This window comes from Tenacibaculum insulae, assembly GCF_964512435.1.
Classification (GTDB): Bacteria; Bacteroidota; Bacteroidia; order Flavobacteriales; family Flavobacteriaceae; genus Polaribacter; species Polaribacter insulae_A.
In genome coordinates this window covers 574,654-599,427 of record NZ_OZ208512.1, presented here as the reverse complement: position 1 = coordinate 599,427, position 24,774 = coordinate 574,654, and the positions used below count along the sequence as shown (strand labels likewise).

The 24,774-nt window shown below is 30.6% G+C and carries 21 protein-coding genes; all 21 read right to left on the bottom strand.

Annotation, left to right across the window (positions count from 1 at the left end; translation table 11 throughout):
* Positions 1 to 1,029 precede the first annotated feature (1,029 nt).
* The 21 genes from ACN5J5_RS02685 to ACN5J5_RS02585 all read right to left on the bottom strand — a co-directional run bounded on the left by ACN5J5_RS02685 (position 1,030) and on the right by ACN5J5_RS02585 (position 24,761).
* On the bottom strand, positions 1,030 to 2,634 hold the full coding sequence (locus ACN5J5_RS02685; protein ID WP_418645792.1) for an Eco57I restriction-modification methylase domain-containing protein: 1,605 nt from the start codon (positions 2,632 to 2,634) through the stop codon (positions 1,030 to 1,032).
* On the bottom strand, positions 2,627 to 3,253 hold the full coding sequence (locus ACN5J5_RS02680; RefSeq protein ID WP_418645791.1) for an HNH endonuclease: 627 nt from the start codon (positions 3,251 to 3,253) through the stop codon (positions 2,627 to 2,629). The genes ACN5J5_RS02685 and ACN5J5_RS02680 overlap by 8 nt, the downstream gene beginning before the upstream one ends.
* Positions 3,250 to 3,900, bottom strand: coding sequence for a hypothetical protein (locus tag ACN5J5_RS02675; protein ID WP_418645790.1), 651 nt, complete (start codon positions 3,898 to 3,900; stop codon positions 3,250 to 3,252). Before ACN5J5_RS02675 ends, ACN5J5_RS02680 begins: the two co-directional genes overlap by 4 nt.
* Positions 3,901 to 3,907: 7 nt before the next feature.
* A complete protein-coding gene (locus ACN5J5_RS02670) occupies positions 3,908 to 6,337 on the bottom strand; it encodes an ATP-binding protein (RefSeq protein WP_418645789.1) in 2,430 nt (809 codons plus the stop codon).
* Positions 6,338 to 6,535, bottom strand: a complete 198-nt coding sequence (locus ACN5J5_RS02665; protein WP_418645788.1) for a helix-turn-helix transcriptional regulator — start codon at positions 6,533 to 6,535, stop codon at positions 6,338 to 6,340.
* A 75-nt stretch (positions 6,536 to 6,610) separates the two neighbouring features.
* Positions 6,611 to 7,273: an ATPase gene (locus tag ACN5J5_RS02660; RefSeq protein WP_418645787.1), complete on the bottom strand. Its 663-nt coding sequence runs from the start codon at positions 7,271 to 7,273 to the stop codon at positions 6,611 to 6,613.
* A gap of 48 nt (positions 7,274 to 7,321) precedes the next feature.
* Complete coding sequence (locus ACN5J5_RS02655; protein ID WP_418645786.1) at positions 7,322 to 7,987, bottom strand: hypothetical protein; 666 nt, start codon at positions 7,985 to 7,987, stop codon at positions 7,322 to 7,324.
* A 33-nt stretch (positions 7,988 to 8,020) separates the two neighbouring features.
* Positions 8,021 to 8,299, bottom strand: a complete 279-nt coding sequence (locus tag ACN5J5_RS02650; protein ID WP_418645785.1) for a helix-turn-helix domain-containing protein — start codon at positions 8,297 to 8,299, stop codon at positions 8,021 to 8,023.
* A gap of 320 nt (positions 8,300 to 8,619) precedes the next feature.
* Positions 8,620 to 9,465, bottom strand: coding sequence for an RteC domain-containing protein (locus ACN5J5_RS02645; RefSeq protein ID WP_418645784.1), 846 nt, complete (start codon positions 9,463 to 9,465; stop codon positions 8,620 to 8,622).
* Positions 9,466 to 9,554: 89 nt separating this feature from the next.
* The gene (locus tag ACN5J5_RS02640) at positions 9,555 to 11,507 is read right to left on the bottom strand and encodes a heavy metal translocating P-type ATPase (protein ID WP_418645783.1); all 1,953 of its coding nucleotides are present in this window, start codon (positions 11,505 to 11,507) and stop codon (positions 9,555 to 9,557) included.
* A 12-nt stretch (positions 11,508 to 11,519) separates the two neighbouring features.
* The gene (locus ACN5J5_RS02635; RefSeq protein WP_068704629.1) at positions 11,520 to 11,726 is read right to left on the bottom strand and encodes a GDCCVxC domain-containing (seleno)protein; all 207 of its coding nucleotides are present in this window, start codon (positions 11,724 to 11,726) and stop codon (positions 11,520 to 11,522) included.
* Positions 11,726 to 12,319: a mercuric transport protein MerTP gene (merTP, locus tag ACN5J5_RS02630; RefSeq protein WP_303526108.1), complete on the bottom strand. Its 594-nt coding sequence runs from the start codon at positions 12,317 to 12,319 to the stop codon at positions 11,726 to 11,728. Before merTP ends, ACN5J5_RS02635 begins: the two co-directional genes overlap by 1 nt.
* A 53-nt stretch (positions 12,320 to 12,372) precedes the next feature.
* Positions 12,373 to 12,789 carry a Fur family transcriptional regulator gene (locus tag ACN5J5_RS02625; protein WP_068704626.1) on the bottom strand — a complete coding sequence of 139 codons (417 nt, stop codon included), beginning with the start codon at positions 12,787 to 12,789 and terminating at the stop codon, positions 12,373 to 12,375.
* A 3-nt stretch (positions 12,790 to 12,792) separates the two neighbouring features.
* Complete coding sequence (locus ACN5J5_RS02620; RefSeq protein ID WP_418645782.1) at positions 12,793 to 13,998, bottom strand: efflux RND transporter periplasmic adaptor subunit; 1,206 nt, start codon at positions 13,996 to 13,998, stop codon at positions 12,793 to 12,795.
* A gap of 7 nt (positions 13,999 to 14,005) precedes the next feature.
* Positions 14,006 to 18,337, bottom strand: coding sequence for a CusA/CzcA family heavy metal efflux RND transporter (locus ACN5J5_RS02615; RefSeq protein ID WP_418645781.1), 4,332 nt, complete (start codon positions 18,335 to 18,337; stop codon positions 14,006 to 14,008).
* A gap of 137 nt (positions 18,338 to 18,474) precedes the next feature.
* Positions 18,475 to 18,786 (bottom strand): DUF6660 family protein, encoded by a 312-nt coding sequence (locus tag ACN5J5_RS02610; RefSeq protein ID WP_418645780.1) that lies wholly within the window; start codon positions 18,784 to 18,786, stop codon positions 18,475 to 18,477.
* A 151-nt stretch (positions 18,787 to 18,937) separates the two neighbouring features.
* Positions 18,938 to 19,336, bottom strand: coding sequence for a heavy-metal-associated domain-containing protein (locus ACN5J5_RS02605; protein WP_418645779.1), 399 nt, complete (start codon positions 19,334 to 19,336; stop codon positions 18,938 to 18,940).
* A 35-nt stretch (positions 19,337 to 19,371) separates the two neighbouring features.
* Positions 19,372 to 21,141: an efflux RND transporter periplasmic adaptor subunit gene (locus ACN5J5_RS02600; RefSeq protein ID WP_418645778.1), complete on the bottom strand. Its 1,770-nt coding sequence runs from the start codon at positions 21,139 to 21,141 to the stop codon at positions 19,372 to 19,374.
* Positions 21,142 to 21,145: 4 nt separating this feature from the next.
* A complete protein-coding gene (locus ACN5J5_RS02595) occupies positions 21,146 to 23,638 on the bottom strand; it encodes a heavy metal translocating P-type ATPase (protein ID WP_418645777.1) in 2,493 nt (830 codons plus the stop codon).
* 73 nt (positions 23,639 to 23,711) lie between these two features.
* Entirely contained in the window at positions 23,712 to 24,167 is a 456-nt protein-coding gene (locus tag ACN5J5_RS02590) for a heme-binding domain-containing protein (protein WP_418645776.1), read from the bottom strand.
* Complete coding sequence (locus ACN5J5_RS02585) at positions 24,168 to 24,761, bottom strand: DUF3347 domain-containing protein (RefSeq protein WP_418645775.1); 594 nt, start codon at positions 24,759 to 24,761, stop codon at positions 24,168 to 24,170. It abuts the gene before it with no gap.
* Between the last annotated feature and the right edge of the window lie 13 nt (positions 24,762 to 24,774).

The following is a 24,774-nucleotide window of genomic DNA, read 5'->3' as shown; positions in this document are numbered from 1 at the left end:
GTTGAATTTTAAGTATTAAGCTGTTAGTTGGTGGAGATTTTTTTCAAAACCCGAAGGGCTTGACCTTTATAGGCTAAAAGCGGAGGCTTTTAAAAGACAAAATTTTATACAAATACATTTTTTCTTGAATGAAACAGACGCTGAAAGTATTGCAACATTAAGGGAACCATTTGTTTTGCTGTCTTTTTTTGTTTTTCTTTTTATCCTTTATTATATCTAAAAAGATAGGTTTTATCTGGATTTTTTTTGATTACTTAAAGAAATGAAACAAACAAAGATTTGAGATAAGGAATACTTGGACTTAACGATGGTTTTGTGCAGTTGAATGAGGTAAGGAATTATAATAAAGTTAAAATACCTAGTGCGTGGGCAGCAGCGAGAATAAGTGTATTGCTTTTTATTTGATTGTACTGTTTTTTTGATTGGTTTTGTTAAAAGTGAATGTTTTGAAAATATTACTTATGAGTTAGATTATTGAAATATATAAGTTTATTTGATTGTTAATAGCATTTACTTTTAGTGAAACCAACTATCCTTATTTTTTCAAATAAAAAGTTATACTCTTATTGGCTTTTTTTGATTTTATAGGTGCTTTATAATTTTATCAATGTTAATTTAAATTACAAACAAGCACTTATAAAAACAATGCAGCAAAGATGGAATGTTATTTAAAAATCTAAATAATATTATTAATAATCTATATGTGCGTTGGATGTGTGGCTATTTTACATAATGGCGTTATAGTGCCTGGAGTTTTTCACGGAAGAGCAGTATAACTGCGCATTATGTAAATATAGCTTGGGATAGCGTTTAAATTATTAGCTTTTGGCAATGTGTAGCTCTTTGCAGTTGTGTAATGAGGCACGAATGAAACAAGCTGTAATGTGCTGCATAAGTGAGGCAATTTAAACGCTATAAAGGAATGGCGAGGGGAACAAACTAAAAGACAGAGGATTTTGAGGTACGAAAAAACTGGGTTTTAGTTTGTGGGGATTTGTTTAGATTAATTACCTATTGTAAATTTTTATTTTACACAATTTTATTGTTTTTCTGTCTTCTAGAAACCAACTTCCTTCTAATACCTTCAATTTTATCAATTTCTTCTGAATTTAAATCAAGTGCAGAATTTAATATTTCAGTATTGTACTTTGAGAGGATTTCTGCAATATTTAGTTTATTCTTAAAATTCTGTTTGTAAACTTCAAAGTTATTTACAAACGCATAAGGCAATGGCAAAGCTCTAAATTCATTTGGAGTTATTTCTAATACACCACCACCATAATAACGACCTTCTAATTCTGCAAATGCAAGTGTTAAAGAATTATAAAATGAGAATATTATATTTTCAATTAGATAGCCATCTTTTGGTTCAACCATATAGGCACTATCAGTTACATAAGCTGCTGCATTGTTTTTTAATAATTTTGGATATTCGTGAGCTCTTTTAAAGAAAAAAGCTTCTGATTGTTTTGCAATATTTGGAACTTGATACCAATGTTTTCTTTGACGACATTTAAACCTAGTTTCCAATTCTCTATCGGTTCCTATTTTTAAATAATTTACTATATTATTTGATAGCTTACTTGGATTTGCTTTATTAAAATCCAAGAGGTAAGCAGGTTTATTTTCTTCTACAAGCTTCTGAAAATCTTCATTTTCAAATGTTACAGAGCCATTTACGTAAAACCCTTTTTGAACAATAGGTTTAGAATAACTTCTTAATCTGTTTTTAGTAACAACCTCATCATTTACAATGAAATAATCATTGGCAGCAGTAACTATACCTGCCTTATTTTCTACGTATTTAGTTGTTAAATTTAGTTGAGATTTTAAATTTTCTAAAAATTGATGTTCGTCTGGTGATAAGAAATGATGAGTCCATTTGGTATTTGATTCAGAAACAGAAACATTTTGCATTAAATTAAAACTTCTATTCTCTAGTTCTTCAATATTTTTTATAGTTGTATAATAAGTACCTTGCTCTTGATGTTGATTATAACCCACTATTAAAACAGTATCCTGTCCTTTACATTCTTGAAATTGTAATTCATCAAACATAAATACTTCAAGTCTATCAAAACTTGATTTCAGTAAATCTCTTATTTCTTCTGAAAATTTCACCTGAAGTAATTCTAAAGGAAGAACAAAAGCGATAACACCATTATTTTCTATTTTTTGAATAGCACTTACTAAAAATGATGTCCATATATTATTTATCTTTTTATCTTTTAATCCGCTATCAATATGAATGGATTTGCATAAGTCTTTTTGTTCATCAGTAAGTAGTGAACTTTTTACATAAGGCGGGTTTCCAATGATTAGGGAATATAAGTTGTCATCTGAATTATGAAAATCTAAATAGTCACTGTGAATGGAATTGAGATTAACAGTTGGATTACATCTATCAATAGCTTTGTTTAATTCATTTAACTCTCTTTCAACTAAGGTAAGATTAATGTTTTGAAATCTATCTAATTGATTATTATTAGAAATTGCAGCAGCAAAATTACCATCACCAACACTAGGCTCTAATATAGAAATAACATCTTGATCAAAATTTTCAAGACAATAATCTGCTATGAAATTTGCCAAACGTATTGGAGTGTAATATGATCCTAAATTCTTCTTATTCATTATAAAAATCAATCAATTCTTTGTGGTAAAGATAATATTGAAAACTGTATTCTTGCGCTTTTAACTTAATATTATTATATGCATCTGACTCTTCAACCTCTTGTTTTAATAATTCCACTAGAGCATCTAAAACTTTTCTAATTTGATTCAAGTTCCATAAAATCTTAATCGAATTTACTCTTTCATCAAATTTAAAAGCTTTTGTAAACATCCATTTACCTAAATCTGATGACCACATTATTGCTCCATCATCAGTACGATAAAAATGATTATCAAAATCAATATCACAAGGATCTACAAAGCCCTCTTCATTTTCATTAAATATATCTTCGCTATTTGTTGGCCATTTATCCGACTTTATGTTATTACAAAACTTACAAGAATAAACAAGGTTAGTATAATGTTCCGTTGTCATATTCCCTAAAGGCTCAAAAAAAGATTTTGGAATAAAATGATCTACTTCAAACCATGTATGTCTAAAGCCATCATAAGAGCCACAATAACCACAATGTTCATTAAAATCAATTCTTAAGTCTGGTTTATGTTGTGACCATTTTCCTTTACTTGGATTTTTAGTTGGTTCATTCCTTCTTTTAGGTAATTTATCTCTTACATTCATTTTTTCTTATTAATCAATGATTGTAAAAATTGTTCTGCATCTTTTTTAATTTTTGAAATTTCATTTAATTTCTCTTCAGATAAAAGTTGTAATGGAATTTCTTTTTTTGACTTTTTATCTAAAGCACCTAGTTCTAATTGGGTACTTAAAAGTGTATCTTTTTCAGATGCATTCAAACCTTTCTCTTCCCCTTTTAATAATAAACTACTTATTAATACCTTACGTTTATCTATATATGTTCTATAATTTTCAACATTTTTAGAAAGCATTTGAACAAACCTTTCTACTTTTCCCTCTTCTAAAACCATATCTTTATTGTAAATGATATTAGGATCATCTACATCATCAAAAGCATCATTTTCATTACTTGTAAAAATTATAATAGGAAAACGAGGTTTAATTTCTCTAAATCTACGCTCAAGTTCATCTCCATTAAACGTCAGTATGCCTTTATCTTTTAAATAATAATCAAACATTACTAAATCAATACTAGAATCATAAACTAGGTCTAATATTTCATCTTCTAACATACCTTGTTGAATATCATATCCAACTACCTCAATGTTATGCTCTTTAAGAGCTGTTGTAAAAATTTTCACTTGTGTAGAATCTTCATCTACATAACCTACCCTATATTTATATTTCATGATTAGTTTACTTTCTTATTGGTAATATTATTTTAATACAAAATCCCTTTTCAACTTTTAATACCTCTATCGAACCATTATAGTCATCTATAGTGTTCTTTGCTAAATACATACCTAAACCTGTACCAATATCTTCTCCTTTTCTGTTTTTCTTCGATGTTGTAAAAGGTAAAAACATATCATCGGTATTTTCGAAAACTTCAGATAACCCTACACCATCATCCGTATATATAAACTCTATATTATTTTTCGTGAGACAAACATTTAATTCAATGTTCTTATCTCTTATTTCTTGTAACTGTTTAAAAGAGTCAATCGAATTATTCAACAAGTTTCCAAAAATGGTATTCAAATCCATTTCAAAACCACGAAAATTATATTTTTGCCCTTCAGTTTTATCATTGATAGAAAAACGAATATTACGATCGTTTAATAATTTAGACCAATCACTCTTTAAAGTTTTCAAAAATTTTGAAAATAATATTTGCTTTCTTTTCCTTTTATCTTTTTTAATTGAATTTAAAGAATATTGTATCCAGTGTATTATTTTACTTCTATCATTTTGAATTATATCCAAATATTCTATACCATCAGAATACTCATCTGTTAATTTTATATCATCCGGAATAATTCTTTCATATATTGACTTAAGATATTTAATGACTACTGAATTATTTTTAAGTTCATGTAACTCGTGAGCAAAAGAAGATACAATCAAACCTAAACTTGCTAAAGCTCTCACTTGAACTAACTCTTCATTGAACAATTGCTCTTTATCCTCTTTTATTTTCCTTAATGATTCCGAAATGGTTTCCTCGAACTTTTTCCTTTCTTCTTCTTCTCTCTTTAAGTGAAATAAATCATTTTTAGGTTTATTACCATAAACAGAGTTTTCTATTTTTTTTCTATCTTCTACTATTTTATTAGCTATTTCTACAGCTCTTTTTTCAATCTCTGCATCCCGTTTTTCTCTCTTTACTTGCTTAAAGTGCTTATATAATGGATTTAAAACTTTAGTTCTATCTAATTCAAACTCATGTATTATACCTACGATGATAGCTTTAAAAGTTTGAAACGCATTATTTTCTTGTAATGCACCTCTATCAGACTTGTCTATTAATAATGGGTTAGTTTTTCTAGAAATAGTAATAATTCCAGCTGTTTGCTCTGGTCTTACTCTCCAATCTCCTATTCTTTGACCAGCACCAGCAGGACTTTGAGCTACTCTAGCTCCTAATTTCAACCAATCATTTGTTGGGTCTCCATAAGGACGCACCCTAAAAGAATCTCTATACACTTTTACTCCACCAAACTTGTCAAGAACAGCACGTCTCTCTGAAGAGTTAATTCTTTTGTAAGGGTAACCTTCTTTTACAGAATTTAAAAACTTTAAATAATAAAAAGTTAAATCAAAAGAACCTACTTCCTCTAATAGTTTTTTATTACTCGAATCAATTTTCCATTTAAGAACTTTATCTATATCCTTACTATATTTAAATGTTTTCTTTTCTAGAAAATCAATGTTAAATGGTTCTTTTAGTTGAGAATAAATTTCCTTAAACTTATTTTTCAAGACTTTTAAGTCTAACTCATTCCTAGTTATCTCAAAATCTACGTTAAGTGTACTTGCGTTATATGAAGCTTTTAATTTATAATCAAAGTCATTAAAAAAAGCGGTTTCAACATAACCATATTTTGATAATTGTTGAAAATGCTTAAAATATACTTGAAAAGGGATGTTTAATTCTCTAGGTGGTATTAATGCTTCTAAACTTTTAAATACATTATCAATATCTTCTTCATACCACTCATCTTTAAGATTAGATATTTTTAAAACAGTTCCTCTCTTAAAATCATTCTTTTCTAGCAGTTCACTTATACTCTTACTTTTAGGAGCTATAGCATTGATGTTTTTTTTTAAATTTATTTCATTAGGGTATAGCTCAGCTTCAATTTGAGAAATTGCTTTATCTGCATTGTCAAATTGATTCCAATCCATAATCCAATTATGGCCATGGTATTGTTCCTTTTCTTTTGCAACCGTAGACATTTCAGTCTTATAACCTAGCCTGTCAAGAGCAAACCTACCTATCCCTTTAGCTCCCGTTTTAATCCTTTTTTCTTTAGTTATAAAATTTTTCTCTTTATTACCTGTACCGATTTGCATCCAATGATTAGTAATTGTATCAGCAGTCATACCATCTCCATTATCTATAATATATATAGACCCTTCTTTTAAACTAGGAACCGATTTTATATTACCATCTTCATCTTCAATATCTTTTAAAGGAATATCAAAAAAAACAAAACAAACTTTAGCATCCGCATCATAAGAGTTTTTTACTAATTCTATAATAGCACCCTCAGGGTTAGAGAAGTTTTCTCTACCTAATAATTTTCCTGCTCTGGCAGATACTCTGAAAGGAATTTTTGACATTTATTTTGTAGGTATTAATAATTCTCTAATATCAACATTTAAAACATTAGCAACTTCTTGTAGTGTTTCTAAAGATGGTTGACTTTCATTCGTACACCAATTTGAAATGGTAGATTGACTTTTACCAAGTTCTTGAGCTAACCATTTATTCTTTTTATTTTTTTCAGCTAAAACTACTTTTATACGATTTATAGTCATAGAAGTACAATTAATTAGTGTATTAGACAAATATATTGAGTTGAAACCGAATAGCAATACAAGTTTATAATTCTTTTAAACTCTCTTATCAACACTTTCCTTATCAAAAGCAACTAAATTAAATAATTCTCGCATTCTGGAACGTACACGATTGCCATATCTTTCTTCTAATTCTTGTGCATTGAGATTGGTTGTAGCGTGAGTTCTTATTTTTCTTTTTAAGAATAAATCGTAACGAGATAAAAGAATTTCTCCCATTACATTACAATCTTTACCAAAATGACGACCAGTTGATTCAACACCTAAATCATCAAAACAATAAAAACTACTATTACCATATTCTTCAATAGTTTTGTAACCAATATTATTAAATGCAAATGTGATATTTCTAGCAGGAATTAGTTCATACGGTTTTTGATGTGGTACCATAAACCTTAATAATTTCATTAAACTTGTTTTACCACAGCCTACTGGACCAGATAATAAAATACCTTTGTATGGATCTATTTCTAATTTTTTGCAAGCTTCAAAATCACTTATAAAATAGACACATAATTTATATAAAATAACCTCATCTTCTTCATAGATTTTAAAGTTTTTACCAAAGAGCAGCTTTCCTTTTGCATCAAGATAAATTAATATTTTTTTGAAATCGTATGAAATGCTATTGTTATTAAATTCTCCTAATTGGTATTGAACACCTCCTTCTTTTATAATATGTGGTTGTATCTTATTCATAGTTTTAGATAATGAGTTACTGAAACAAGTGCCGTATGACGCAAAGCGTTATAAAGGCTCATTGTAGTTTTTGTTTTTACTTGTCTTTAGGTTGTCTTGGTTTTGGCTAACTGATTTTTGTTTTTGTTTTGTTTTTATTTCTTCAGCTTTTAGCATCCAATTTTTAGCAGTAGCTTGCCAATTGACAATTTTTGTTTTACCACCTACTTTCCAACCAATACCTTGATAATGATTAAAGAATTTTTGAGCTTCAATTATTGGCCATTTTTCTTTTTTAAAAAAAGCAATAACTTCTTTTTCATTTTTTGGCTGGTCAAGTTTATTAATGTTTTTATTAGTTTGTATATGTTTATTATTAGATACCAGTGCTTGTCCGTTTATAGGATTGTATGAGTCCATAACTTGTTTATAACTTGTCTCAAAATTGAACATCTTAATTTTACTTCCCTTAAATGGATTGTGTGATGGATAGTAAATAATATATTTCCAATGATTTAGCTCTTTAATACATTTATGATATGTTGATTTAGAGCCTATCTTTGAAAAGCTCATTACTTCTTCTCGATTGATATAAAATTCGTCTAAAAACCGATTGTTATTCCAAATTTGAAATAATGCTATATATAAACTTATATGTGTTGGATTTAAACGGTTGTCTTTAGAGAATTGAATAAATACACCTTTAAGGTGTTTTATATAATTAACTTTTTGCATAGAATAGGTGTTTTAGCTGCACTTAAAGTGGCATTAAAACTTGTTGTGTATTCTATTGTCTTGCATTACTTTTTGAATATCATCATAATCGTAATAAATAACACCACCAACTTTAGTGTATGGTAACGTTCCGTTAATTCGTAAGTTTTGTAATGTACCTGGTGAAATACTTAACAGGTCGCGAACTTCTGGTGATTTTAACCATTTTTTAGTGGCTAAACCTGTTTTGTTATTAATGATTGTTTTAATATCTTCTAATAATTCTAATTTGAATTCGTGAAGATCTTCGGTAGTAATAATTGTTGCTGCCATAGTAAACGATTTAAGTTAAAAACAGCTACCATATCAAACTTTCGTTATCAATGGCAGCTATTAAATTGATTTAATTCACGAGTTTTAATGTTCTTCTTAAAATAGGTATTCGTGAATCTGCGATTTGACTTTCGTTTAGCAAATATGAAGTGAATTATTGAGTGTTTTTCACAAGTTACACCCAACTTGGGTGTTTTTATGCACTCATAATTAATGAATTACATTGATTTGTTTTAATGTTTTACTTGTAAAACATAGGCATTAAAAAAGAGCAAATACTATGATAATTATTTGCTCTTTAAAACACCCAAGTTGGGTGTTTATTCATCAGATTCTAGCATTTTATCTACTAAAGATTCTTTTAGTTTATCAATGAACTTTGTTTGATTTATTTTGCGTGAACGGATTTCTAAAAAAGTCCTGTAATAATCGCCCAAACTAACGTTAAACATTTGTTCGCAAATTAAGGCTACCTCTTTAATATCTGCTGTTCCACTATTTATTACTCCAGAACTATGAAGGGCATAAACAAGTTCTATTAAATCTGTTTTATTACCTGTCCAAAAAAGTTTTGATCGCTTTTGAAAAGCGTTATAATTTGCTTCCATACTGTTATTATTTTCAAGTTTATCAATTTCAGTTTTTAAATAAATTATTAGCATATCATAAGCAAGAATTGTGGCTACAGTAGAATCGTGGCTAGTAGAAAATTTATCATCTGCGAAAAAAGAAAGAGAATCTGGAAATAAACGAATATTAGCTTTTCCTCTAATAAAATACTCGTTATCCAAAAAAGTAGCACCTCGTCTATAATAATGATAAAACTCTAAATTATCATTAAAATAATTTTGTAACCTATCTATATGCTTATTGAAATATTTTACTTGAGATTTATTACTACTTCTAGGTCTTTTACTTTCAATACTAAATAATTTTACATAATAAATTAACTTACTAAAAACTTGAGGTTTTATATTTTTGAAAAAATAGATTTCATCTGAAGATGAAGTTGATTTTCTCTTTAAAATAAGTTCTCTAATTTGTTCAAGAGCTCTTTGAGTTACTTTAATGCCCTCTTCAGATTTCTCTAAAACACCTTCAATTTCTTTTTCTAAAAAATCTAAATTAAAATCTAATTTTCTTACTATTCTTTCAATCTTTTTCAACTTACAGTAGTTATGAGGACACAAAATCTGGTTAGTTTAAAAATACTTTACTTTAAAAAACTTAAAATAAATACTATGAATTTAATTACTTAACTCCATTGTATTCTTTGTAATCTAACGGCATTCAATATTGCTAACAATGCAACACCAACATCTGCAAAAACTGCTTCCCACATTGTTGCTAAACCACCTGCTCCTAAAATTAGAACAATCACTTTTACACCGAATGCGAGTATAATATTTTGCCACACAATCTTTCGGGTTGAACGACTTATTTTAATAGCTTTTATCACTTTTGAAGGTTGGTCGGTTTGAATAATAATATCTGCTGTTTCAATAGCCACATCACTTCCCAAACCACCCATTGCGATACCTACATCACTTGCTGCTAAAACTGGTGCATCATTAATTCCATCGCCAATAAAAGCAATTTTATTTTCAGGATTTTGTTTTAAAATTTCGACTTCATTTAATTTATCTTCTGGTAGTAAACCACCTTTAGCCTTTTCAATCTTTAATTCTCTTGCTACTTGTTGCGTAATGGAATCCTTATCTCCAGAAAGCATCATTATTTTAGAAATGCCTACTTTATGTAAATTGGTTATGGTTTCTTTAGCATCTTCTTTCAATTCGTCTGCAATGACAACATAACCAGCAAACTTATTACCAATTGAAACTAAAACAATAGATTCTACAATAGTGTCGATTTCTTTTGCAACTTCAATATTATTGGCAGTCATTAATGCTTTGTTTCCAACTAAAACAGTTTTTCCGTTTACAATTCCTTTTAAACCTTTTCCTGCTATTTCTGAAACTTTGGTAGCATTAAAATCTGCTCCATTTGCTTTGTATTCTAAAATGGCTTTAGCAATTGGATGCGTAGATTGCTCTTCCATCGCCATTAAGTATTTCATAAATTCAGTTTCTTCCCAACTGATTGCTTTTACTTTTTTGATTTTAAAAACACCTTTGGTAACTGTTCCCGTTTTGTCCATAACCAACGTATTTATTTTGGTCATTGCATCAAGAAAAGAAGCACCTTTAAATAGAATACCGTTTTTTGAAGCTGCTCCTAAACCACCGAAATAGCCTAATGGAATTGAAATAACTAAAGCACAAGGACAAGATATTACCAAGAAAATTAAGGCTCTGTACAACCAATCTCTAAACACATAATCATCTACAATAAAATAAGGTAATAATGTAACGCCTATGGCTAAAAACACAACAATTGGTGTGTAAATACGTGCAAACTTCCTTATGAATAATTCGGTTTTAGATTTACGAGCTGTGGCATTTTGGACCATATCGAGAATACGAGCAATGGAACTGTCTTTAAATTCTTTGGTGGTTTCAATTTCTATAACACCATTGAGATTGATACTTCCTGTAAATACTTTTTCACCTTTAGCAATGGTATCTGGTTTACTTTCACCTGTTAAAGCTGCTGTGTTAAATGATCCTTTTTCAGACAATAAAACACCATCTAAAGGTACTTTTTCGCCAACACGTACTTGTATCTTTTCGCCAATATCTACGGTTTCAGGATTTACAGTAACATAATCTTTATTTCGATAAACTAACGCTTTCTTTGGTCTTACATCAAGCAATACTTTGATGTTTGATTTTGCTCTATTAACTGCTGTGCTTTGAAATAATTCGCCTACTGCATAAAATAGCATTACTGCAACACCTTCAGGATATTCACCAATAATAAACGCACCAATGGTTGCGATTGACATTAGAAAAAATTCTGTAAAGACATCACCTTTTTTAATACTTTTCCATCCTTCTTTTACAACAGGAAACCCAACAGGTATATAAGCTACGATATACCAAACAACCCGAATCCAATTTCTAAAAAAATTAATATCAAAATAATCTAAAGTAATACCAATGATTAGCATTACAAAACTTACTATCGCTGGACTATATGCTTTAAAATTATTGGAACCTTTACTGTGATTATGACCATCATCGTGACTGTGTTCTTTTTCAGAATTAGGTTTTATATCTCTTAAATTGAGTTTCTTTTTTTTCATATCAATACAATTTTAGCAGCAACTTTTGTTTTGCTGAATTGGTGGACAAGGAACAGTACCGTAAGAACAGTAAACACAACAATCTCCTTCATTTGGTTTAAGAACGGCTTTGCAATTCTCACACTCGTAAAAGAATTGACAAGCGTTTGTTGGCATTTCTTCTACTTTTTTATTTCCACAGTTTGGACAAGTAATCTCTGATTTTAATTGAATTTCCATTAGTTTTCTTTTTTACCAGTTACTTTATAACCTGTTGAATTAATTGCTTTCTCAATTTCCGTTTCATTGGTTTTAGTTTTGTCAAATTCAACGATTGCATTACCACTTTCATAGGATGCTTTTGAGTTTAAGATTCCGTTGAGTTTATTCACTTCGTGGTTTACGTGTTCTTCGCAACTCGCACAGGTCATTCCGTTTATTTTAAATTCAGTTGTTTTAATGTCTGATTTATCAACTATAACTATTTGTTTTTCCATATTAGAATAAAAAATTCCTGAATAATAAGGGAATGCCAACATCACTATTGCAAATACAGTCACAATTGCCAAAAAGGTTTTGGACTGCATAAATTTTGGTTTTTCATCCGTCTCACATTCACAGTCAATTTCATTTCGAGACTTTAGTTTTTGATACCAAGCAAAACCAATCACTAAAACGGTAAATCCGATGAGATAGGATCTAAAGGGTTCTAACCAAGAAAATGTTGATGCAATGCCACTTGTTCCTGCAATTAGAGCTAAAACCGGTGTGATGCAACATAAAGAAGCTGTAATTGCTGTTATTACGCTTATTCCAATTAATCTTTTCTTCATTGGTTAAATATTTAAGTCAAAGATGCTATAAATTATAATGCAAGGGAAGTGCATTATTGACCGCTGCACTTATCACATACACCTTTTACAACCAGATTTACATTTTCAGAAACAAACCCTTCAGGAACGCTAATCTGTGGGATTTTATGATCTGTTAAGCAAATGGTTTCGTTACAATTGTTGCAATGAAAATGTAAGTGTAAATCGGTTTCAACATCACACTTACAACCTTGTTCGCAAAGCGCATATTTAGTTATACCAGTACCATCATCTATTTGATGAACAATCACATTTTCTTCAAATGTTTTAATGGTTCTGTAAAGTGTAGTTCTATCTATTTTTTCAAAAGCATTTTCAATATCGCTTAATGTAACTGCTATTTGTTTTTGTGCAAGAAACTTATAAATAAGTAATCGCATTGCTGTAACACGTATCTCTTTTGACTCTAATAATTGTTCTATAGTTTGCATAATTTAATGTTCGTGTTCTGCTTCACCTTTTTTCATTTCTGCAATAAGGTAGTAGGCATTATTATAAGCGAATTTTGTACTCGTCTCGATTTCTTTAGTAAACTCTACAGCTATCCAATTACCATCTTTGGCTCCTAAAATGACTTCGACTGGCTTGAAACTCCAATCTTCATTTTCCTTTTCTACAGAAAATACAAAATAGGTATCGCCTTCTTTTATAATAGCACTTTCTGGTAATGCTCTTGTTTTTGTATTTTCAACTTGAATTTTACCTTGGATATACATTCCTGGAATTAAATTACCTTTTTTATTTTCAATTTCTGCGTGAACGTGTACTGCTTTAGGGTTATCTTCGAATGTTTTGCTTACCGAATAGATTTCTGCAATTAATTCTTCATTTTGAGTAGATTGAACATTAAAGGTTACTTTTTGACCTTTTTTTACTTTATAAACATCTTTTTCGAAGACCATTAAATCTGCGTGGACGTGATGTGTATTTACTATTTCAAAGAGTTCTGATTGAGGCTCAACATACTGACCAGTTTTTACTTCTACCTTTTGAACAAACCCTTCAATTGGGCTACGCAATGCTACTTGTTGAGCTATTGTGCCATTACGAACCGATGTTGTACTGATATTTAGTAATTGTAGTTGAGCTGCCATTCCATTAACCATAGCCTTTGACGCTTCGTATTCTGCTTCTGCTTTTTGAAAATTTGCGCCAGAGCCTACGCCAGCATCATATAATTTTTGTTGACGTTCATAATTTTTCTTTAAAAAATTGCTATTGCTATACGCATTGAGATAATTGGTTTGCATTTGAATGATATTAGGATGTGATAAATAAGCAACAACCTGACCTTTGTTTACTTTATCTCCTTCAATTACTTTAATGGAAACTACATTAGCTCCAATTACGGAAGTTATTGCTGCTTCATTTTGTGGTGGTACTTCTAACGTTCCATTGGCTTCAACATAACCACTCATATTTCGCAACGCAATGGTGTCAATTTTCATTTTTAAGGCTTCAAATTGTTGTGTTGATAGCATCACTTCTTCGTTTTCGCTATGCCCTTCATTAGTTTCAATTTTGGTTTCTTTATTATGAGAATGCCCATCTTCTTCGTTGTGTTTTTCTTTATTGCCACAGGCAGTTATTAAAAAGGTCAACATTACTATTATTAGGATATTATATGATCTGTTTTTCATAGTGTTATTATTTAAAATATTGTAATTCAAAAATGCTTTGTAAATAGTTTACCAATGCTGTTTGAGCTTCTAACTCTGATTGAATGGCTTGATTTATAAGTTGCGTAAAGGCAGAATAATCAATTTCGCCTTCTTTATAAGCAAATAAAGCACCAGTTTTCTGTTCTTTAATAAGTGGTAATACTTCATCTTTATAAAATAGCCAAGACGTTTTCCATTTTTGGTAATTTTCTTTTGCTTGATTAAATTTAGATTGCACTTCCTTTTGTTTAAATAACATATTTACTTCTGCAATTTCTTTATTGAATTTTGCAGTTCTAATTTGTTTTCTTGTAGTACCAGAAAGAAATGGTATAGAAATACCGGCTTGATAAGTATAATAGCCTGAACTACCGTTTACTTTTTGTAAACCACCTTGAAGGTTAAACTTTGGTAAATTTTCGGCTTTGGCTGCTTTATAATTTGCTTCTGCTTCTGCTATTTTAAGTTGAGAAACACCATACAAAGGATGAGCTTCTACACTAAAGGCTGTTAAATCTATGTTGTTAAGGGTTTTAAACTCGTTTGGAACTGTATAGATTTTTTCAGAAACTAACCATAAATTTAATTGCTGTAAAGCAATGAGGTATTCGCTATAAGCTTGCTTTGTTTTATTTTTAATTTGTAAAGCTTGATTTTTAGCTGCTGAATATTCTAATTTTGATATGGCTTCTACTTCATAATTTAACTCGACAGCTTTTTCAAAATTGGTATAAATAGCATTCAATTCTTTATACAGATTATAATTCCGTTTACTTTTAAAGGCATTAGACCAGGCTTTTTTCACCTCTAATTCTAACTCTAATTCTGAAAGTTGATACGCCTTTTGCGCTAATTGAATACGTTGTTCTAATAATTTTTGTTTTGGTGCAATACCAAACACATCTATATTTGATTGGCCAACACCAATAGTTGTGTAAATACCTGAACCATCTTTAATTTCCTCACCACCTGTGAAAATTTGAGTTGAGCCAAAATCGAAAGCAGTCCCTTTTAATTGTTGCTGTTTATTAATTTCTAACTGTCTTTGTTTTAAACTAGGATAGTTCTCTTTTGACATTTTTATAGCTTCTTGTAATGAAACAATAGGCAAAGAGTCGCTAACTTGTTGTGCATTTCCTGTTATTGGAAACAAAAACATAAAAACTATAATAGCTGTTGCAGTTGCAAATTTTTTGTTTGCTTTAAATTTAAAAGACTTGTTCTCTACCCAATGGTATAAAATAGGCAAAACAAACAAGGTTAATAATGTAGAAGTTAACAGCCCACCAATAACTACCGTTGCTAAAGGACGTTGTACTTCTGCACCTGCTGATGCAGAGATAGCCATTGGCAAAAAGCCTAATACATCAGTAAAAGCTGTAAGCATAATAGGTCTTATTCTTCGTTTTGTACCTTCAATAATTCTATCTTTTAAATTGGTAACGCCTTCTTCTTTTAATTCATTTAAACCACTAATCATTACTAAGCCATTTAAAACTGCAACACCAAATAAGACAATAAAACCTACACCTGCTGAAATACTAAAAGGCATATCACGAAGCCATAAGGCTATAACACCACCAATGGTTGCCATTGGAATAGCGATGTAAATCATTAAAGTTTGTGGTAGTGATTTTAGCGCAAAATATATTAATACAAAAATAAGTAGCAATGCTATTGGCACTACAGTTTGCAAGCGATTACTGGCACGTTCTAAATTTTCGAAAGCACCACCATATCGAATAAAATAACCTGAAGGCAATTGAAGATTTGCATCTAATTTTGATTTGATTTCTGCTACTAACGATTTTACATCACGACCTCTTACATTAATACCTACATAAGTTCTTCTGTTAGTATTGTCTCTACTTATTTGCATAGGGCCAGCTTTGTAGCTTACGTCTGCAACTTCACGAAGTGGAATTTGTGCACCAGAAGGCAAGTTGACAAACAAGTTTTGAACATCTGTTATGTCTTTACGATTATGAGAACTTAACCTAACCACTAAATCAAATCGTTTTTCACCTTCAAAAATAACACCTGCTGTACCTCCTGCAAAGGCAGATTGTACAATTTGATTTAAAGTATTTACTTGAAGTCCGTATTGTGCTAATTTACTTCGGTTATAGGTGATTGTCATTTGTGGTAAACCTGTGGTAGCTTCCGCTTTCATATCACCAATACCTTCTGTACCTGCAATTATTTTAGATATTTCTTCTGCTTTTTGAGACAGTACATTTATATCTTCTCCATAAAGTTTAATAGCTATGTCTTCTCTAACACCTTCGAGTAGTTCGTTAAAACGCATTTCAATAGGTTGGGTAAATTCATAATTTACACCAGGAATTATTTCTACTGCTTCCTTCATTTCTTCAATAAGTTCATCTTTGGTTGCAACCGTTGTCCATTCGCTTTTTGGTTTCAGAATTACAAATACATCCGCAATATCCATTGGCATCGGGTCTGTTGGAATTTCGGCAACACCAATACGACTTACAATTTTTTCAACTTCAGGAAATTTTGCTTTTACAATTTGCTCAATTTTTGTAGTGGTCTCAATAGTTTCAGAAAGAGAACTACCAGGTTTTAAAATAGCGTGAAACGCTATATCACCTTCATCGAGCTGTGGAATAAACTCACCACCCATTCTGGTAAACATAAAAACTGTTATTCCGAATAAAACAACCGCGACACCAACTATTAGTTTACCTTTATTCAAGGCTTTTTCTAATAACGGTTGGTATTTACTTTCTACCCAATGCACAAACTTATCGCCATAGGATTTTTTGTCTGATTTTGGCGCTCTTAAAATAAGTGCAGACATCATTGGAACATAAGTTAAACAAAGTACCATTGCACCAATCATAGCAAAAATAAAAGTCAATGCCATTGGCTTGAACATTTTTCCTTCAATACCTTGTAATGCCAATATCGGCAAGAAAACTATTAAGATTATTAGCTGACCAAAAAAGGCAGCATTCATCATTTTTTTAGAAGCATTTGCTGCAACATTATCACGTTCTTTAGACGTTAGTTCTTTCTTTTTTAAAACTTGTGAAGCAATAAGGAAAACGGTGCTTTCTACAATAATTACTGCACCATCAACTATAATTCCGAAATCTATGGCTCCTAAACTCATTAAATTAGCCCAAACGTCAAAAACATTCATTAGAATAAATGCAAATAATAAGGATAATGGAATTGTTGAAGCTACTATTAAACCACCTCTCCAATTACCTAATAAGAAAATAAGAACAAAAATGACTATTAAAGCGCCTTCAATTAAATTGGTTGCAACTGTTGAGGTTGTTTCTGCTATTAACTTACTTCGGTCTAACAAAGGTTCTATGATTACACCTTCTGGTAATGACTTTTCAATTTGAGCCATTCTTTGTTTGACATTTTCGATAACATCATTTGAATTAGCTCCTTTTAACATCATTACCAAACCACCAACAACTTCGCCTTCACCATCTTGTGTTAATGCACCATAACGAATAGCAGCACCAAATTGCACCGTAGCAATATCGCCTACAGTTATAGGAATGTTATTTATGTTTTTAACCGTAATCTTTTTAATATCTTCTAAACTACGCACCAAGCCTTCACCACGAATAAAATTAGCTTGATGATTTTTTTCTATATATGCACCTCCTGTATTTTGATTGTTTGCCTCAAGAGCTTCAAAAACATCTGTAATTGTAATTCCAATAGCTTTTAGTTCGCTAGGATCAACAGCAACTTCATACTGTTTAATTTTACCACCAATGGCGTTAACTTCAACAACACCTTCTACCATAGCCATTTGACGTTGAACAATCCAATCTTGCATTGTTCGTAAATCTGTTACAGAATATTTGTCTTTATACCCTGGCTTTACTTTTAGTGTGTATTGATAAATTTCACCTAATCCTGAAGATATAGGTCCCATTGTAGGTTCTCCAAAACCACTAGGAATTTGCTCTTTGACCTCGTTTAATTTTTCTGATACTAATTGGCGAGGTAGATATGTTCCCATATCATCATCAAAAACTATGGTTACTACAGATAAACCGAAACGAGAAATAGAACGAATTTCTGTTACATCTGGAAGATTACTCATTGCCACTTCCACAGGATAAGTAACAAATTGTTCAATGTCTTCTGTTCCTAAATTTGGTGCTTGTGTAATTACTTGCACTTGGTTGTTGGTAATGTCCGGAACAGCATCTATTGGTACTTTGGTCATACTCCAAATACCTGCTCCAATAATGGTAAGCGTTAGCAACCCAATAATGAATTTATTATTGATTGAAAAATCAATGATTTTATTAATCATATTAAAATGTATTAATTCAGTTAAAAAATATAAAAGTGTGTTCGTAATTCGGTTTCGTTCAATATGAACTTCTCGTAGCTATGCTACTCGAAAACGAAAACATTAAAAAAGGATATAGCTATCCTATGAAAACTGAATTATACCCGAGGTGGTTGTAAAATGGAAGTCGTAAAATCTTTTTCTATCCCATTGTGGTAGAAAAAATCTTGGGTAGAAATAAATGTTATTTCATATTTTATGTAAGAAAATTGAAAATATGTAGCGTTTATATGACAACATTGACATATACAAAAAGGTGAACATAAATCTGAATCTTGGTGCTGATGGTCATTATCCATAGCTTGTGAAATTTCAGTTTTAACATCATTATCAGACACATCAAAATCAGCACAAGGTGCTAGATTGAGTGCGAAAATATAAATTGATAATATGAATGCTAAAAATTTCATTGTAGCAAATATATAAATTATTTAATGCAATGGTTGTGCAAATAATAGGCTTTACAATAATTAAAAGGTGTTTGGTTAGTTATATTTTATAGCAAAAGAAAAAACCTTAATTTTCCTTTTGCTATAAATTACATTAAAAAATCATACTTATTTATTGATTCATTTTCATTTCGTGGTCGTATTGACAACAACCAGGTAAATTTTTATAAGCTTCTTCGCTTCCTGCTACTTTTTCAGTATCATAACCAGAAGCTGCTATTGCTTTATGAATTGCCATAACATTGGTTTTGGTATCATCAAAAGAGACATCGATTTTCTTTTTATCTACATTCCAATTAGCACTTGCAACACCTTCAACAGCATTTACTGCTTTTTCAATGGTTTTTTTACACATACCACAATTACCTCTTACACCAAAAGACAAGTCTGTCATAGCCATATCTTTTGACATTTGTGTAGTGGTTGTTTCTGTTTCTTTTTTGGTTTGACTATTACAACTTGTTACACCTAAAGCTGCTATAACAGCTATACTTAAAATTACTTTCTTCATTTTTTAAAAATTTAATTGTTATTATTTGTATTTAATTATTCTATAACTTGTTTTACCTCACCACAGGTTAGCATTGCTTCGCCAAAATATGGATTGATTACTTTTTCTTCTTTGCTTAACCAATAGGCACCTTTATTACTATCTGCCATTGGACAAAACTCTACATATACCTTTTCATTGATACCAAATAGTTGCACAGCTTTAATTAAATGCGAAGACAAATGTTTAAAATGATTTCTTTGCTCTTTTATATTTGCTGCTTTAGAAATAGCAATTGTTGAAGATTTAATTTCTTTTACTAATGACATCCAATGATTATGAGCTTCATCTTTAACTAATTTCATATCCACATTATTCAAATTATCAAGTAAACTATTTGCATTTTCTGATGCTTTACTTGAGTTATCTTTAACAAACGCATCCTTTAAATTAATATAGCTTTCAAATACTTTTTTTAATTGTTTCTGAAATGCTTTTGATACTTCCAACCGTTCATTCATATTGGTATGGTCTGTATTATTTTTTGATGAATTACTATCCATACCTAAATGCCCTTCGTGACCAGTCATTACTTTTCCTCCATCTTTATTCATCATAGATTTTTTTCCTTGTAATTGTGCTGCTGCATCAACTGTAAAAGTTCCATTGGTTACAATTTCATCACCATTTTCTAAACCTTTTAATACTTTGTAATTACTACCAATTTGGTTACCTAAAGTTATTTGACGCATTTCAAAAACTGGTTGGTCTGGATTGGTTTTTATATATACTACAGAGCGTTCACCTGTCCATAAAATGGCAGATGAAGGCACGAATAATGATTTTTCTTTAGTAGAGGTTACCCCTTTAATTTTTCCTTCAATAAACATTCCTGGTTTAAATACTTCGTCTTTATTATTAAGCACTACTCTTAATTTAACAGTACGTGTTCTGTTATCTAAAATAGGATCAATAAAATCTACTTTACCTTTAAATTTTTTATTAGGATAAGTATTAGTTGTTACGTTTATTTCTTGCCCTTTTTTAAATAAGTCTATTTGGTTTTCGTACACATCAAAGTTTCCCCAAACTGAATTTAAGTTTGCGATTTTTAATAATGGTTGCCCTTGTTTTATATAATCGCCTTGCTCTACTAATTTTTCTGTTACAGTACCAGAGATAGTTGCATAGACAGGAAAATTTTCTTTTACTTTTCCTGTTTGTTCTATTTGATTGATTTGCTTTTCAGAAAGTTTCCATAATTTTAATTTATTACGAACTGCTTTATATAATGCCGGTTGTGATTCCTTTAATGAAGCTGCTGTAATTAATTCTTGTTGTGCTGCATATAATTCTGGTGAATAAATGGTTGCTAATAATTGCCCTTTGTTTACTTTTTCTCCAGTAAAACTGACATTTAAGCGTTCAATTCTTCCAGAGAAATAACTGACTTGCACAGCATTTGCTTTTTCATTGGCAACAATTTTACCTGATAGTTTAATACCGTTATCGTCTGCTTTACTACTACCTACAATTGATGTTTGAATGTTGGCCAACGCCATTGCATTTTTTGTTAATTTGAATTGGTCTGCTGCTAAACCATCTGCTCCAGCTTCGGCAGGAATTAAATCCATACCACAAATAGGGCAATCACCAGGTTCTGGTTGCATAATTTGTGGGTGCATTGAGCAAGTCCATTTTTGATTGGTTTCTGCTATTTCATCGTGATTATGTTCAGTTTCTTTGTTTGATGAACTACCGAATAACAACCAACCTAATAATAAGCCAACTGCTAATATTACTATGTAAACTATATATTTTTTCATTTTTCTATATTTTAATATTTCTTAATCTTAATGCGTTTGCAATTACTGATACTGAACTAAAACTCATTGCTAAAGCTGCAATCATTGGTGATAGTAATAACCCGAATATTGGGTATAAAACACCTGCTGCAATGGGCACACCCAATACATTGTATATAAAAGCAAAAAAGAGATTCTGTTTTATGTTTTTAACAACAGCGTGACTTAATTTTTTAGCTTTTACAATACCTTGTAAATCGCCTTTTACCAATGTAATTGAAGCGCTTTCAATAGCTACATCTGTACCTGTACCCATTGCAATACCAACATCTGACTGTGCTAAAGCTGGCGCATCGTTAATACCATCACCTGCCATTGCTACAACACTTCCTTTTTGTTGAAGTTTATCTATTTCATTCAATTTATCTTCTGGAAGACATTCTGCTTTATAGTGTTTAAGGTTTAATTGTTCTGCTACCGATTTTGCAGTATTTTTATTATCACCAGTGAGCATTATTACGGCAACACCATTATCTTGTAGTTGTTTAATAGCATTTTGACTTGTGGTTTTAATGGCATCGAAAATAGTTACATATCCAACAGCTTCATTATCTACTGCTATATACGATACTGTTTTACCTTGTTCTTGTTCTGCAACCACATTAGTTTCTAAATTTTTAGAAATAGTTATGGCAAACTGCTCTAATAACTTTGCATTACCTAAAGCAACTTTTTTGTTTTCAATAGTACCTATAACACCTTTTCCTGCTACAGCTTGAAAATCGTTTACTTTTGTAATTGCAGTATTTTTAGATTTACCATAGTTTACAATAGCTTCTGCTAAAGGATGTTCGCTATATTGATTTAAGGAAGCAATGAAATGAAGTAGCTTTTCTTCTTTTAAATTATTAATTGAGATTACTTTTTCAACTGATGGTTTTCCTTCAGTAATCGTACCTGTTTTATCTACAATAAGCGTATCTACCTTATTCATTTTTTCTAATGCTTCAGCATTTTTAATTAATACACCAGATTGTGCACCTCTACCAACACCAACCATAACAGACATTGGTGTTGCCAAACCTAATGCACAAGGACAAGCAATAATTAATACAGCAATTGCATTTACAAAGGCAAAAACATAAGCAGGTTCTGGACCAAAAATAGCCCAAACTATAAATGTTATTACTGCAACAACTAATACAATTGGAACAAAGTATTTAGATATTCTATCTGCTAATTTTTGAATAGGTGCTTTTGAACGACTTGCATTATTTACCATATGAATAATTTGAGAAAGTAAGGTTTCGGAACCTACCTTTTCAGCTTTCATAATAAATGACTTTGTACCGTTAATTGTACCAGAACTTACTTTATCGTCTATACTCTTATCTACTGGAATAGGTTCTCCAGTAATCATAGATTCATCAATACTACTATGACCTTCTACAATACTGCCATCTACTGGAATTTTTTCTCCAGGCTTAACTCGTAATAAATTGTCTTTTTCAATTTTATCGATTGCAATAACTTTATCTTCTCCATTAGTAACTAATGTTGCTGTTGAAGGCACTAATTTTAGTAATTCCTTTATTGCGCCACTTGTTTGACTATGTGCTCTTGCTTCTAATAATTGCCCTAATAATACTAATGTTAGAATTACTGTTGTTGCTTCAAAATAGACAAATACATTACCATCGGCTGTTTTAAAATCTTGTGGAAATACATCTGGAAATACCATTGCAAATACACTAAATAACCACGCGATACCCGAACCAATACCAATTAAGGTAAACATATTCAGGTTCATTGTTTTTATTGATGTATAAGCACGTTTAAAGAACATCCAAGTTGCATAAAACACTACAGGGATTGATAATGCAAACTGAATCCAATTCCATTGTTTTTGTTCTAAAACATTATATAATGGATTATTATCTAATGCTTCTGACATTGCAATTAAAAAAATTGGCACAGTAAAAATTACAGCTATCCAAAACTTTTTTAATAGTTTTTTATAGGTTTTGTCTTCTTCTGAAATATCCGCTTCTAATGGCACTAAATCCATCCCACAAATAGGACAAGAACCTGCTTCGTCTTTAATTATTTCTGGGTGCATTGGACACGTAAATTGGCTACTTGTTGTAGTTAAACTTCTTTCTTCCACCAAGTCCATTCCACAAACAGGACAATCACCTGCTTTATTATATGTTTTGTCTTCTTCGCAGTGCATAGGACAATAAAATGTACCTGTTCCTTTGCCTTTAGGTTGTTCCTGTTTTTTTTCTTTATTAGGTTGGTGTTTACCTTGTTTATGAATACTATATCGACCACCATCATCTTTTAATGCTTTTTGAAATATTTCAATTGAAATATGTGATTGCATTTCAATAATAGCTTCTGATTTTTCTAAATTGACTTTTACGTTTGAAACATCATCAACTTTTGAAAGTGTTTCTTCTACGTGACTGCGACAACCGCTGCAAGTCATTCCGTGTATATGATATGTGTGTTTCATTATTTTATTTTTGTGCCTGACAAGGGAAGGGCTATTAACCAATTAATTAGTATTTCCTTCCCACATCAGGGCTTTATTTTAAATTGCCTTTTAGTTTCTTTATATAATCAATAACCAATGTCTTTTCAGATGTTGATAATTTTGCGTTTTTATGAATTAAGGTGTAAGATGAAAGTGGCATTTCATTGTTCTTAATCTGATTAATAATTGACTTTAATTTGCTATTCTTTCTTCTGGTTGAATATGTGTCCCAGTTATTAAAATTCAGTTCTTCTTTTCCATCGGCAATATGGTTTTCGAGAAACCAAGCAATAGGTTGAATTTTATTATACCAAGGATAGCTTGTATTACTACTGTGACAATCATAACAGGACGTTTGCAATAATGTACTGATATTTTTAGGTGTATTATTTACCAATAAAAAATCTGTTTTTGGTACGATATTACTTTGGTTTAGTTCTGTAGGCATAAACTGTATTCCTACAAAACACACCACTAAAATCAATGCTATGATTTTTACAATTTTCATTTAGTTAATCTCTTTTTGCACTTTACCACATTTCAGCATTTTACTACCGTAATAAGGGTTTTTAATTTCCTTGTTCAAACTTAACCAAGCGCTACCACCATCATACATTGGACAAAATTGTTGATATAAAGTATTTTTAGTTCCAGTAATTGCAACCATATCCATAATATCCTTACTCAATGTTTTAAAATGTTCTCTTTGGTGATCTATTTCACTTCTACCAATATGCTCTGCGTGTTCTTTGGCATCTGTAATAATATCTTTAAGTTCTTTTTGCTGTTCAACAGTAAAACCACTTATATCAAATTTGCTCAAAGTATTGTTCAATTTATCGCCAGCTTTAGCAGCTTTGTTTTTATCGGTTTCTACTAAAGCATCTTTAAGTATCATATAGTCTGCTAATACTTTTTGAACACCTGAATTTTGTGAATTATCATCCATCATATTATTGGATTTATCCATTTTGTTATGGTTCATTTCTGAATGAACTATGCTGTCTTGAGTATTCTCCTTTTTTGCATCTTTACAAGAAATTATTGTAAGATTTATTAAAGAGATTACTAAAATTGCTACTATTGTTTTTAAATATTTCATTTTTATTGTTTTA

Bases quoted from the DNA above. Each gene is read 5' to 3' on its own strand.
- ACN5J5_RS02685 (WP_418645792.1), bottom strand. From the start codon at position 2,634: ATGAATAAGAAGAATTTAGGATCATATTACACTCCAATACGTTTGGCA.
- ACN5J5_RS02680 (WP_418645791.1), bottom strand. From the start codon at position 3,253: ATGAATGTAAGAGATAAATTACCTAAAAGAAGGAATGAACCAACTAAA.
- ACN5J5_RS02675 (WP_418645790.1), bottom strand. From the start codon at position 3,900: ATGAAATATAAATATAGGGTAGGTTATGTAGATGAAGATTCTACACAA.
- ACN5J5_RS02670 (WP_418645789.1), bottom strand. From the start codon at position 6,337: ATGTCAAAAATTCCTTTCAGAGTATCTGCCAGAGCAGGAAAATTATTA.
- ACN5J5_RS02665 (WP_418645788.1), bottom strand. From the start codon at position 6,535: ATGACTATAAATCGTATAAAAGTAGTTTTAGCTGAAAAAAATAAAAAG.
- ACN5J5_RS02660 (WP_418645787.1), bottom strand. From the start codon at position 7,273: ATGAATAAGATACAACCACATATTATAAAAGAAGGAGGTGTTCAATAC.
- ACN5J5_RS02655 (WP_418645786.1), bottom strand. From the start codon at position 7,987: ATGCAAAAAGTTAATTATATAAAACACCTTAAAGGTGTATTTATTCAA.
- ACN5J5_RS02650 (WP_418645785.1), bottom strand. From the start codon at position 8,299: ATGGCAGCAACAATTATTACTACCGAAGATCTTCACGAATTCAAATTA.
- ACN5J5_RS02640 (WP_418645783.1), bottom strand. From the start codon at position 11,507: ATGAAAAAAAAGAAACTCAATTTAAGAGATATAAAACCTAATTCTGAA.
- ACN5J5_RS02635 (WP_068704629.1), bottom strand. From the start codon at position 11,726: ATGGAAATTCAATTAAAATCAGAGATTACTTGTCCAAACTGTGGAAAT.
- merTP (WP_303526108.1), bottom strand. From the start codon at position 12,319: ATGAAGAAAAGATTAATTGGAATAAGCGTAATAACAGCAATTACAGCT.
- ACN5J5_RS02625 (WP_068704626.1), bottom strand. From the start codon at position 12,789: ATGCAAACTATAGAACAATTATTAGAGTCAAAAGAGATACGTGTTACA.
- ACN5J5_RS02620 (WP_418645782.1), bottom strand. From the start codon at position 13,998: ATGAAAAACAGATCATATAATATCCTAATAATAGTAATGTTGACCTTT.
- ACN5J5_RS02615 (WP_418645781.1), bottom strand. From the start codon at position 18,337: ATGATTAATAAAATCATTGATTTTTCAATCAATAATAAATTCATTATT.
- ACN5J5_RS02610 (WP_418645780.1), bottom strand. From the start codon at position 18,786: ATGAAATTTTTAGCATTCATATTATCAATTTATATTTTCGCACTCAAT.
- ACN5J5_RS02605 (WP_418645779.1), bottom strand. From the start codon at position 19,336: ATGAAGAAAGTAATTTTAAGTATAGCTGTTATAGCAGCTTTAGGTGTA.
- ACN5J5_RS02600 (WP_418645778.1), bottom strand. From the start codon at position 21,141: ATGAAAAAATATATAGTTTACATAGTAATATTAGCAGTTGGCTTATTA.
- ACN5J5_RS02595 (WP_418645777.1), bottom strand. From the start codon at position 23,638: ATGAAACACACATATCATATACACGGAATGACTTGCAGCGGTTGTCGC.
- ACN5J5_RS02590 (WP_418645776.1), bottom strand. From the start codon at position 24,167: ATGAAAATTGTAAAAATCATAGCATTGATTTTAGTGGTGTGTTTTGTA.
- ACN5J5_RS02585 (WP_418645775.1), bottom strand. From the start codon at position 24,761: ATGAAATATTTAAAAACAATAGTAGCAATTTTAGTAATCTCTTTAATA.